This window comes from Pedobacter vanadiisoli (assembly GCF_042684385.1).
GTDB classification, from domain to species: domain Bacteria; phylum Bacteroidota; class Bacteroidia; order Sphingobacteriales; family Sphingobacteriaceae; genus Pedobacter; species Pedobacter vanadiisoli.
In genome coordinates this window covers 1-13,006 of the sequence record NZ_JBHULL010000010.1, presented here as the reverse complement: position 1 = coordinate 13,006, position 13,006 = coordinate 1, and the positions used below count along the sequence as shown (strand labels likewise).

7 protein-coding genes are annotated in these 13,006 nt (G+C 39.3%); all 7 read left to right on the top strand.

The genetic code is table 11. The features are described from left to right. The first annotated feature begins 11 nt into the window (after nucleotides 1-11). A complete protein-coding gene (gene dapB, locus ACFSR6_RS13195) occupies nucleotides 12-746 on the top strand; it encodes a 4-hydroxy-tetrahydrodipicolinate reductase (protein ID WP_379079651.1) in 735 nt (244 codons plus the stop codon). A gap of 149 nt (nucleotides 747-895) precedes the next feature. Then, entirely contained in the window at nucleotides 896-2,089 is a 1,194-nt protein-coding gene (gene lepB, locus ACFSR6_RS13190; RefSeq protein ID WP_379079649.1) for a signal peptidase I, read from the top strand. A gap of 145 nt (nucleotides 2,090-2,234) precedes the next feature. Further along, the gene (locus tag ACFSR6_RS13185; protein ID WP_379079647.1) at nucleotides 2,235-3,425 is read left to right on the top strand and encodes an ROK family protein; all 1,191 of its coding nucleotides are present in this window, start codon (nucleotides 2,235-2,237) and stop codon (nucleotides 3,423-3,425) included. A gap of 124 nt (nucleotides 3,426-3,549) precedes the next feature. Then, complete coding sequence (locus ACFSR6_RS13180; protein ID WP_379079645.1) at nucleotides 3,550-6,816, top strand: SusC/RagA family TonB-linked outer membrane protein; 3,267 nt, start codon at nucleotides 3,550-3,552, stop codon at nucleotides 6,814-6,816. A gap of 19 nt (nucleotides 6,817-6,835) precedes the next feature. Further along, a complete protein-coding gene (locus tag ACFSR6_RS13175) occupies nucleotides 6,836-8,428 on the top strand; it encodes a SusD/RagB family nutrient-binding outer membrane lipoprotein (RefSeq protein WP_379079643.1) in 1,593 nt (530 codons plus the stop codon). A 55-nt stretch (nucleotides 8,429-8,483) separates the two neighbouring features. Beyond that, nucleotides 8,484-9,905, top strand: coding sequence for an alpha-L-fucosidase (locus tag ACFSR6_RS13170; RefSeq protein ID WP_379079641.1), 1,422 nt, complete (start codon nucleotides 8,484-8,486; stop codon nucleotides 9,903-9,905). 2 nt (nucleotides 9,906-9,907) lie between these two features. After that, nucleotides 9,908-12,586: a glycoside hydrolase family 3 N-terminal domain-containing protein gene (locus tag ACFSR6_RS13165; protein WP_379079639.1), complete on the top strand. Its 2,679-nt coding sequence runs from the start codon at nucleotides 9,908-9,910 to the stop codon at nucleotides 12,584-12,586. The last annotated feature ends 420 nt before the right edge of the window (nucleotides 12,587-13,006 follow it).

The window sequence follows — 13,006 nt, the reverse complement described above, 5'->3', positions numbered from 1 at the left end:
ACAATAAACAAATGAAACTTGCGCTTTTAGGGTATGGGAAAATGGGGCAGATTATCGAAAAATTTGCGGTTGAACGTGGCCACGAAATTGTATTAAAAATAACCATTGATAATCAGGAAGATTTAACCCGTGAAAATTTAAAATCAGCTGATGTAGCTATTGATTTTAGCACGCCTGATTCGGTTTTAAAAAATATAGATGCCTGTTTTGATGCCAATGTGCCTGTAGTTGTAGGAACAACCGGCTGGTATGGTAAATTGCAGGAGGTAAAAGACGATTGCGATAAAAGTAACAATACGTTGCTTTATGGGTCTAACTTCAGTATTGGCGTAAATTTGTTCTTTAAGCTTAACCAGACGCTGGCTAAACTGATGAATAATTATCCGGCTTACGAGGTTCAGGTTGAAGAAATTCACCATACTCAAAAACTGGATGCGCCAAGCGGAACCGCCATTACATTGGCTGAAGGGATTGTTGAAAACCTGGAACGCAAACAAGAGTGGTTAAATGAAGTAGTGGGTACAGATGTGGAGCTGTTTCCGAAACCTGAGCAATTGCTGATCGAGTCGCACCGTATTGAAAATATACCAGGTACGCACACCGTAATTTACAGCAGTGAGGTAGATGAGATAGAAATTAAACATACGGCTCACAACAGGGCTGGTTTTGCCTTGGGGGCAGTTGTGGCGGCAGAATGGGTGAGAGATAAAAAAGGATTTTTTAATATTACTGATATTTTTGAGTAAAGTTTAAAGTTCCGAGAGCTGAAAGACCAAAGCTAAAAGACCAAAGCGTAATATAATGTATGAGATCAATTGATCTGTAAAACCATACCAAAAGAAGTACAGATAACAGGGAACCGATTAAATAAATCGCGAAACCAAAAATAAGGTATATGAATTATAAATTCTGGCAACGAAAAAAAGATGCCCCAAAGAAGAAAAAAACTAAAACCCGCGAGTGGTTTGATGCAATTGTTTTTGCAGTAGTAGCAGCAACCATTATCCGCGTATTTTTTATCGAGGCCTACACCATTCCATCAGGTTCGATGGAGAGATCTTTACTTATCGGCGATTTTCTTTTTGTAAGTAAGGTAAATTATGGAGCACGGATACCAATGACACCGGTAGCTTTTCCATTTGCGCACCATACCATGCCCTTAACAACTTCAACCAAGGCTTATTGGGATGGCGTTCAGTGGAAATATCACCGTTTACCAGGCTTGTCAAAAATTAAACGAAATGATGTAGTGGTGTTCAACTTTCCGGAAGGAGATACCGTTGCTGTAGAAAACCAGGCTGAAAGTTATTATGCTTTAGAACGGAGCATGGGCAGGGAGCAGGTTAGAAGTACATTTACCATAGTAGACCGTCCGGTTGATAAACGTGAAAACTTTATCAAACGCTGTATTGGTATTCCAGGCGATGTCATTTCAATGAGCAATGGTATTGCCAATGTAAACGGTAAAAACGAGCCTTTAAAAAATACGGGAATGATGCCCTACCGCATCGAATTTAAAACCATGGATTTTAATTACGCTTCGCTGGATGAATTTAACCTTAACCTGGGTAATACGCCAGCTGTAGCCACTAATACCTATATTGTTGATGCTTCGCCAGAAATTGTAGAAAAACTGAAGACCTTCGATTTTGTAAAATCTGTGACTTTAAGTCCTGATGCTCCAGGACCGGTACAGGGCGGTGTTTTTCCTAACGATCCAAATAGGGTCTGGAACAGGGATAACTTCGGACCGATCAAAATTCCTGCAAAAGGGTGGACCGTTAAAATAGACAGCAATACCATGCCGCTGTATTACAGGGCAATCAGGACTTACGAAGGAAATAAAGTAGAGCAAAAAGCCGGGGTTTGGTATATTAACGATAAGCCGGCCACTACCTATACCTTTAAAATGGATTACTACTGGATGATGGGGGATAACCGTCATAATTCAGCCGATTCGCGCTATTGGGGTTTTGTGCCGGAAGACCATATTGTTGGTAAAGCCCTGTTTGTTTGGATGAGCTGGGACAGTACGGCTTCTTTCTTACACAAAATAAGGTGGAGCAGATTGTTTATGGGCATACATTAAAAATATAATTTCTTAAAAAGGGCGAATAATCGAACATTATTCGCCCTTTTTGTTTTAAGCCGGTTTAGAATTAACTTAAAAAAAAAATTAAAAAGAATTGTGATGTTTTAAAAATATTTTTTAAGTTTGACTATAATCAAACAATATGTCTGTTATAGTGGAGAAAAATCAGCGGCTTAAAGCTGATATTATTAGGCATTTATATTATAAAAAATCGCTGTCACTTACAGATTTAAGTAAGCTGACACAAAAGAGTTTACCGTTGGTTACTTCTGTTGTTAATGGTTTAATTGCAGAAGGGTTTCTTTTGGAAGAAGGTTTTGCCCCATCTACCGGAGGTAGAAGGGCGGCAATGTTTTTAATCAACCCCAAACTGAAAAAGTATATAGTGGCGATTGCCATGGATCAGCTTACTTCCAGGTTAACCATTTACGATCTTTCCAGAAAGATGGTGGCCCCAATTCAATCCCTAGAATTCGATATATCTTCTGAATACAGTAGTGTAGACGATCTTATTGATTTTATCAATAAAAGTATCGATCAATCTCAAATCAGCCGGAATGACATATTGGGCGTTGGCATCGGTATGCCAGGTTTTGTTAACGCAGATGAGGGTATAAATCATTCTTTTCTTAAAGTTAAAGATGGCACTACCCTGCAGAAATATCTTTCTGCAAACATTGCTTTGCCTGTGCATATTGATAACGATTCGAGTTTAATTGCGTTAGCTGAACTAAATTTTGGAGAAGCCATTAATTTAAAAGAAGTAATGGTAGTCAATATTGGATGGGGAACAGGTTTGGGCATGATCATTAATGGAAAATTATACCGTGGTAGTGCCGGGAGTGCTGGTGAATTCAGTCACATCCCCTTATCTGAGAGCGACAATTTATGTTCCTGCGGTAGAAGAGGGTGCCTCGAGGTAGATACCTCCTTGCTCGTTATGGCTAAAAGAGCTGAACAAGCTATTGATGCCGGAGCCGAATCGAGCATGAAAGCTTTATTTAAGGATAAAAGTAAACATCCGGCCGATCACTTTTTAACTGCCGTAACCCAGCAGGATCCTGTAGCCATATCTGTTTTAGCTAAAGCGGTTTTTCAATTGGGTAAAGGGATTGCTACCCTGATTCATCTTTTAAACCCACAGTGCGTTGTTTTAAGTGGCAGAGGTGCTAAAGCAGGCAAAATGTTATTGCCGCCAATCCAACAGGCTATACATGAGTTCTGTATACCCCGCATTGCAGAACAAACCGAAATTAAGCTTTCTACCCTTACAGATGAAGCGGAATTATTAGCTGCGGCAAGTTTAACAATCGAACATCATCAGTTCGACTAAAAAATACAACAACAACAAATAAAATATAAATATTTAACCAAAACCAATATTGCATGACAAGATAAAAAGGCTAAATACAAAGCCACAAATTATTTAAACTAATCTTAAACTAAACTTAAAAAATATGAAAAGAACGTACTTAAAGTGTTTAAGTATATTGTTGTTATGTTTTATAACAATAAGTGCTTTTGCACAGAAGAATATTACCGGTACGGTAAAAGATGCATCAGGACCTCTTCCTGGTGTAAGCGTTTCCATTAAAGGTACAGTGAAAGTAACTCAAACCGATGGTAATGGAAAATTCTCATTAACGGCAAATCCGGGTGAAATATTGGTTTTCACAGCAATAGGTTATGCAAAGCAGGAAATTAGCGTAAACAGTCAAACGGCCATAAATGTTATCCTAACAGAAAGCGCTAACCAGCTCAATGAAGTTAATGTAGTAACAACTGCATTAGGCATTAAGCGCCAGGAAAAATCTCTTGGATATGCTGTAAGCACGGTAACAGCTAAACAGCTAACCGAAGCGGGTAACACCAACTTTGCATCAGCACTTTATGGTAAAGCCGCGGGGGTAAAAATCACAACCGCTCCAGGTGGTGCAAGTAGTGCTGTGAACGTTCAGATCAGGGGTATTAACTCTATTAACTACAATCAGCAACCTTTATATGTTGTGGATGGTGTGATGATCAGAAATGATGGGCAAAACGGTGCAGCAGGAGCAAATAACAATAACTATTGGGATGATCAGCGCGTTCGTGGTAACGGTATTTTGGATATTAACCCAGCAGATATTGAAAGTTTAACGGTACTAAAAGGTGCCAGTGCGTCGGCGTTATATGGTTCTGATGCAGCAAGTGGGGTTGTGGTAATCACGACAAAAAAAGGGTCTAAAAACAGAGGATTAGGTGTTGATTTTAACTATCAGGGTTCAATCGATCAGGTTGCTTTTTTACCTAGATTCCAAAACACTTATGGCCCGGGTTATGATCGCGAAACCAACGTAGCGAATGGTGCAACCGAAGAAGGCTGGATTCCTGATGCCGCTTCTCCTAGTGGTTTCAGACCATACTTTAGAGCTTATGCAAATTTTGGCCCTAAAATGGAAGGCCAGCAAGTGAGATGGTGGGATGGTTCAATCCGTTCATACTCGCCTCAACCCAATAACTACAGAGATGTATACCAAAACGGGTATACTTCTAACGCAAACATTGCAATTTCTAATCAGACAGAAAGTGTTAACTATCGTTTCTCTGCCTCCCGCTTGGATTATAAGGGAACGCAGCCAGGAAATACCGGTAGTAAAAATACCTTTAACTTAAACTCTACAATTAAACTTGCACCGAAATTATCGGCTGATGTAATTGTAAGTTATGTAAACACGATTACCAAAAACAGACCATACCAATTAGGTCAGGTGTTGGGTTCTTTCGGAGGTTTCTTCAGTCGGGCCGAAGATATGGGCTTAATGAAAGAGAAATTCCAAACCAGTAACGGATACAAATACGCAACCTTCGATCAGGTTAACCGCCCCGAGCCTTTCATATTCAACATCAGGGCAACCAATTTACTGGATTTTTATTGGCAACAATTGAAAAACCAGTATGATGAGAATGAAAACAGGTTGTTATCTAGTTTCACTTTAAACTACGATGTTGCTAAGAATTTAAAATTGAGGGGACGTATTGGTAATGATTACACTAGTGCTAAAACCGAAAACCGTCAGTTTACTGAAATACCTAGTGCACTTAACACGAATACAAGTACCGGATCTTATACTACTACCCAAGGACAATATGCTGTACTTTACGGAGATGCCTTGTTAACTTATTCGAACAAAATTGGTGAAGATTTCGGCATCTCTGTAAGTGGAGGTTATCAAGGTAGAAAAGAAACTTATAAAGATTTAAAATCCAATACAAAAGATGGTTTAGTGACAGAGAATTTCTTTGCTTTAGCTAACTCATTTAATGTTCAGGAAACTACTGAGGCGCGTAAAGAGCTACTTAAATATGCTTATTTAGGTTTAGTGAATTTAAGTTATAAGGATTTCTTATTTGCTGAGGGTACAGTCAGACAAGAATATGTTTCTTCACTTCCTCCAGGAAACAATCAATATTCTTACTATTCAGTAAACAGTGGTTTTGTATTTAGTGACCTATGGAAATTACCAAAATTCTGGAGCTACGGAAAATTAAGAGCTTCTTATGGTGTGGTAGGTAATGCTCCTCCTATTTACGAAGCCAATATTTCTTATAAACAAATCTCTTTACAAACGATCAATGGTTCTGTTCCATCTATTGTATCATTATCTTCTTACGGTAACCTAGGCTTAATGCCGGAGAAGAAACATGAAGCTGAATTTGGTTTAGAGACCAGGTTCTTAAATGGAAGATTAGGTTTAGATGTGAGTTATTATAATAATAAAATCAAAAATCAAATCTTACCGCTTGATGTTACATCAACTAATGGTGCTCAAAAACAGATCGTTAACGTAGGTGAGGTAGGTAATAAAGGATGGGAAATCGCCTTGAATGCAACTCCGGTTTCAGGAAAATTCAGATGGGATACCCGTTTAAATTTCTCAACCAATAAATCGAAAGTTAACTCATTGTATGATGCCAATTCTGAGATTAATTTCTATTCTTCAGATCAGGCTACTGCTAAAATTGTGGCAAGAGCTGGCGAAGATTTAGGTAACATTTACATCCGTCCAAGAAAAACTGATGCGAATGGCAATTACTTAATAAACGACGATGGTTACTATGTGATGGATAATTCTACGTATGTTAAAGCGGGCAATATTATGCCAAAAGCGATAGGAGGTTTCTCAAACACGTTTAGCTATGGCAATTTAGCTTTAGATTTTACAATTGACTATCGCTTTGGTGGTAAAATGATTGCGCCTAACCTGAAATACATGCGTGGTGCAGGTATGTTAGAGAATTCAATGGAGTTTAGAGATGCAGCTAACGGCGGTTTAACTTACACCAGCAATGGTAAGACCTATAATGACGGTGTGGTTTTAAAAGGTGTAAACCAAACTACCGGACTGCCAAATACTAAGGTGCTTTCTGCTGCCGACTATTATTTAACTACCTATAACTGGGGTGAAGGCTCATTGACCGAGGGAGAGATCTTTGATAACAATTACATCAAAATGAGAGAGATTGTATTGAGCTATAAAATTCCACCTTCATTCACTAAAAAACTAAAAATTTCTAATGTAAGATTTTCATTGATCGGACGTAACTTGTTTTACATCCACAGAACACTGAAAGATCTGGATCCAGAGGCGCCACTTGGAAACAAATGGTGGTCGCAAGGTGTAGATGTTGGCTCAACAGCTGCATCTAGAAACTTTGGTTTCTCGTTAAATGCAAATTTTTAGCCAAAACAAATAAGATATTATGAAAAAGTTAATCATAAAAGCAAGTTTTCTTCTATTGTCGCTAACTGTTGTGGTTGGTTGCAAAAAGGATATTGATGATAAATTTAATAATCCTGAAAACGTTTTAGATCCGAATTTACCGGGATTATTTACCGGAATGCTCAATAATGATCGTGTAGCCGCAAAATATTGGAATGTGCGTACATTTTTAAGCCAGATGCCAGGAGTGTATGCACAAACTACCTATATTTCTAACGGCAATTCAATTTATCAGCAAAGCGATGGCTACTCGCAGCAATATTGGGATGACTTTTATACTCCAGGTGGTAATGGGAGCGGAACCGTTGCCTTATATAGAGCAATGGAAAAAAAGTTTAACACACTTTCAAGCACCGATCAGGCAGCACAAAGAGTAATTTTACAAGCGGCTAAAGTAGTGATGATTGAACAGGCAGCGAAAATGGTCGATTTATGGGGTGATATTCCTTATTCCGAAGCAGGTAATTTAACCGCTAAAGATTTGATAAAGAATGCAAAGTATGATGATCAAAAGGTACTTTACACTTCCTTTATTTCAGATTTAGCAAATGCAGGTACATATTTTAAGACAGCAACCTCTACAGCTGCATTTGCAAAGGCAGATATTTTATTGAAGGGAGATGTGAATAAATGGGCCAGATATGCAAACTCATTGCGTTTGAGATTATTAATGCGTATCTCTAAAACAGATGAAACAACTGCTAAATCAGCAGTTCTACAAATGTTAAGCGATCAGACTAATTTCCCTCTGGTAGATGGCGGCAATGTCGGTACGTATAATCCAGGTAGCTCTGATATTTTACTGCAACCTTTAACAAATAATACCAATGATTTACATGATGCATTTTTTGAAGGTAGTTGGTACGCAACTGACTATATGTTAAATACCTTAATGGTGCCTGCTAATGACCCTCGTATTCCTGCTATTTATGAAAAATTTGGTGAAACCATTAATGGTAAGTTTGTGCAAAATCCAACTTACAGAGCTATGCCGAATACTTTCACTACTACAGAGCAAGAGACTAATTTCAGAAAATATGCTGTATTAGATTCTGCAACATTTGTTTTCAATATTAAACTGCCAGGAATCCTGATGACTGCTTCTGAAGTTAATTTATTAAAAGCAGAAGCTTACGAAAGATGGGGAAGTACTAGTGATGCAAAAACTGCATATGATCTTGGTTTAAGACAGTCTGTTGCATTCTATTATTATCTTAATAGCGTTAACCCTGGTGCCTATGCTAAAGCTGATGTACCTTCTACAGCAACAGTTGATACTTGGGTAAATGCTTCAACTGCGAGTTATGGTGGAACTCAGACTGACAAACTAGCTAAGATAGCTACCCAAAAATGGGCACATTTTGGTGTTTTACAATCTATTGAAGCATGGTCTGAATACAGAAGAACCGGTTTCCCTGTATTAACTTTTCCAACAAACGGAAAGCAGGTTGGTTTCGAAACGCCACCAACTAGATTGGTTTATCCGGCAAAAGAGAAAACTTTAAATAGTGCAAATTATCAGGCTGTACAGGCTAAAGATACCCGCAAAACTAAAATATTCTGGATGCCTTAATCCTCTTAAATTAAATCCCGGTAGAAACTACCGGGATTTTTAATTATATTAAAATATGAAACTCCGTAGCCTTTTAATTGCTTTTATCTGTTGCATCAATATCGCTTTTGCTCAACGAAATGATATCCTCAAAGAGTCAACGAAATACGAATGGCCAAAAGATGAAGCAGTAAAAAAGAAACTGGAACACTGGCAAGACCAAAAGTTTGGGATGATTATCCACTGGGGCTTATATGCTGTTCCTGGAATTATTGAATCTTGGTCAATCTGTTCGGAAGACTGGATTGACAGAGACAGTACAATAAAGTATGATGATTACAAGAAATGGTATTGGGGATTAAATGAAAAATTTAATCCCACCCAGTTTAACCCCGAACAATGGGCAAAGGCAGGTAAAGACGCTGGAATGAAATACCTGGTTTTTACCACTAAACACCACGATGGCTTTGCCATGTTCGATACCAAACAATCTGATTTTAGCATTGCAAAAGGTCCATTTGCGAATAACCCTAAAAAAGATGTTGCCAAATATGTATTCGATGCTTTCCGGAAGCAGAATTTCATGATCGGCGCTTATTTTTCAAAGCCTGACTGGCATTCGCAATACTATTGGTGGGATAAATATGCTACCGCCAATAGAAATAACAATTACGATATCAGAAAGAATCCATGGCGCTGGAACATGTTTAAAAGCTTTACCCAGAATCAGATTGGCGAATTGATGAACAATTACGGAAGCATCGATATTTTATGGCTAGATGGCGGTTGGGTAAGGCCTTTAGCGTCGGTAAATGAAGAAGTACTATCGTGGGGTGCGCCAATTCCGGAGTGGAGCCAGGACATTGATATGCCAAAAATTGCTGCTTATGCCAGGAAAGCACAGCCTGGTTTAATTATGGTCGACCGTACTGTACATGGCCAGTTCGAAAATTACCAAACTCCTGAGCAGAAAATTCCTGAAAAACAATTGGATTATCCCTGGGAGAGTTGTATGACCTTAGGCGGTGCATGGGGATTTGTCCCTAACGATCAATATAAACCAGCAGCTGAAGTAGTGCATAAACTGGTAGAAATTGTAGCCAAAGGCGGAAGTTTGTTATTGGGTGTTGGGCCAAAAGCGGATGGAACGCTGCCTGATGATGTGATTAAAAAGTTAGAAGAAATTGGGCAGTGGACCTCAAAAAATGGTGCCGCCATTTATGGAACACGCATCACCAAAAACTATCATGACGGGCAAAACTGGTTTACACAAAGTAAAGATGGTAAAACTGTTTACGGTATTAGCTTATTGGATACTAATCCTGTTAAAGAAATTTCGTGGAAAGGCAGCATTCCCAAAAAAGGAACAACCATTACCCTTTTAAGTAATAACCAAAAAGTAAAGTGGAAACTGGTAGCTGGAAAAGTACATTTCGACTTCCCTAAAACGGAGGAGAAAATTGCGCTTGCCTTTTCTTTTACCCCCGAATCAGAGTAAAGATGTTTAACCTCAAAATAAATACTTTTTTAATCACAGCATTATTATTTTCGGCTGGCGTTTCTGCACAAAATAAAAATGTGCAATACCTGCCCTACAAAAATCCTAAGCTCAGTATCGATTTAAGGGTGAAAGACCTGGTATCGAGGATGACGCCTGAAGAAAAATTCTGGCAGTTATTTATGGTACCTGGCGATGTTGATGGCATAGCTAAAGGTTACTACAAAAATGGGATTTTTGGCCTGCAGATCAGTGCCCAATCGGGCGGTGCAGGAGAGGCCCAGCAATTGCTGAGCTACAATACCACCGAGAATGCCTTAACCCTTGCTAAAAAAGTTAACCAGTTACAACGTTACCTGGTAAACGATACCCGGCTGGGTATCCCGATGCTGGTATTTGATGAAGCTTTACATGGTTTGGTACGGAAAAATGCGACCGCCTTTCCACAGTCGATTGGTTTGGCTGCAACATTTGATACCTTAACCATGGCCCGGATAGGCAAACGGATAGCACAGGAAGCTAAGGTTAGGGGCATTAGGGATATTCTGGCTCCGGTAATCAATATGGCCGACGATGTGCGCTGGGGGCGTGTTGAAGAGACTTATGGCGAAGATCCCTACCTGACCAAAGTAATGGGAGCCGCATTTATGACTGCCGTCGAAAAAGAAAATGTAGTGGTAACGCCGAAACACCTTATTGCCAACGTTGGCGATGGGGGCAGAGACAGTTACCCTATACAGAAAACGGAAAGGTTTTTACGCGAAATACACTTTCCTGCATTTGAAGAAGGAGTAAAAAAGGCAGGCATCCGTTCGGTAATGACCTCTTATAACAGCGTAGATGGAACACCTGCAACTTCCAATTACTGGCTTTTAACCAAGACCTTAAAGCAGGACTGGGGGTTTAAAGGTTTTGTAATCTCTGACGCGGGTGCAGTAGGTGGGGCAAATGTGTTGCATAATACTTCAAAAAATTATGCACAATCTACAGTGCAAGCTTTAAATGGTGGACTTGATGTTATTTTTCAGGTAGAATATGAACATTACAAGCTTTTTAAACCACCATTTTTAGATGGAAGTATTCCGAAGGCTCGTATTGACGATGCGGTTTCGAGGGTATTGAGAGCTAAATTCGAATTGGGATTGTTCGAGAATCCCTATGTTTCAGAAAAAGAATCAGAGGCTTCGCTTACTGATTTATCGGCCAAGGCTTTGGCTAAAAAATCAGCTTTAGAATCGTTCGTACTGCTCAAAAACAATCAAAATATATTACCACTAAAGCAGCCTAAAAACATCCTGGTATTGGGACAAGATGCAATAGAGGCCCGTTTAGGAGGCTATAGTGGAACAGGCCAGGGTAAAATCAGCATTTTGGATGGCATAAAATCAAGGGCTGGTAATTTAACCAGTGTAAATTATGCCCAGGGAAGCTTTAGGGAAATTAAAAAGTATACCGTAATCGATTCTACATTCCTCAGCTCAAAAAATGGTAAAGGCTTAACCGGCGAATACTTTAACACCACTGATCTTTCTGGCCAGTCAGTATTAACAAGGACTGATAAACAAATCGATTTCATGTGGACACTTTATTCGCCCAGCGAGAAACTGACCACAGATAATTACTCGGTAAGGTGGCAGGGAGAAATTAAACCGCAAAAAACAGGTACCTACCAAATCGGTTTAGCCGGTAACGATGGCTATCGCTTATATCTGGATGGAAAACTCATTATCGATCAGTGGGAAAAGGCTTCTTATCATACACGTACTGAAAGCTTTAATTTTGAAGCAGGTAAAGCGTATCCCATAAAAGTTGAGTTTAAAGAGCCTAAAGGTAATGCCCATATTAAATTAATCTGGAACTACGGCGTTGAAGATAAGGAAGCACAGGTACTGGAAGAAGCCAAAACAATGGCTAAAAACGCCGATGTTATCGTAGTTGCTGCAGGAATAAAAGAAGGAGAGTTCTTAGACCGTGCCATGCTGAATTTACCCGGCAATCAGGAACAACTCATTCAGGAAATGGCTAAAACAGGTAAACCCATAGTGGTATTATTGGTTGGCGGTAGTGCGATAACCATGGGAAACTGGATCAACGATGCTTCAGCTATCCTGAATGTATGGTATCCTGGTGAGGAGGGAGGAACCGCTGTAGCCGAAACTTTATTTGGCGATTATAACCCTGCTGGCAGACTTCCGATTACTTATCCCGTTCATGAGGCGCAATTGCCACTGGTTTACAATCATAAGCCAACCGGCAGGGGCGACGATTACAATAACTTAAGTGGCGAGCCGCTGTTTCCCTTTGGTTATGGTTTAAGTTATACCACTTTCGAATACAGTAATATCGCATTGGCTAAAAAAGCAATTAACGCGAATGAAGGTACTACAGTAAGCTTTACACTTAAAAATACAGGTACTAAAGATGGTGAGGAAGTGGCACAATTGTATCTGCGCGATATGCTGGCCAGTGTGGCCCGTCCGGTTTTAGAGCTTAAAGGATTTGAACGTGTTAAACTTAAAGCAGGAGAAAGCAAAACCATCAGCTTTAAAATTACACCTGAAATGCTGCAGATGCTTGACGCTAACCTGAAAACGGTTATTGAACCCGGCGATTTCAGGGTGATGATCGGATCATCAAGCCGTGAACTTCATTTAAAAGAAACGTTAACGGTAAAACCATAAAGATAATTCTCAATCCTGTACGGTGGTTATATTGTACATGTTGCCGCAAGACCTGGTTAGTTTTGCGGCTTTTTTATCACCTAATCTATAAAGCCTAGGCAAATAAAGCTGGTCTATGGGGACATCACCAGTAGGTAAAAGTTTGTCATCCCGAGGGATAAATTTATTGGATAAAAATCAATATGATTGACAGCCTCTCACGAGTCGTCATTTCGAGCGGAGTGCAACGCAGTCGAGAAATCTGTCTTTATAGATTTCTCCATTTCGCTACCGATGAAAAATCGACACGCTCTAGTCGAAATGATTGTTATGATAAAAACAAATTTTACGCAGCTATATTATAGTTATTTTTATAGCTGACTTGATTTTTAATAACTGCAGCAATTCTCAATGCTATTTTGTTTCTAACGGCATTAATTA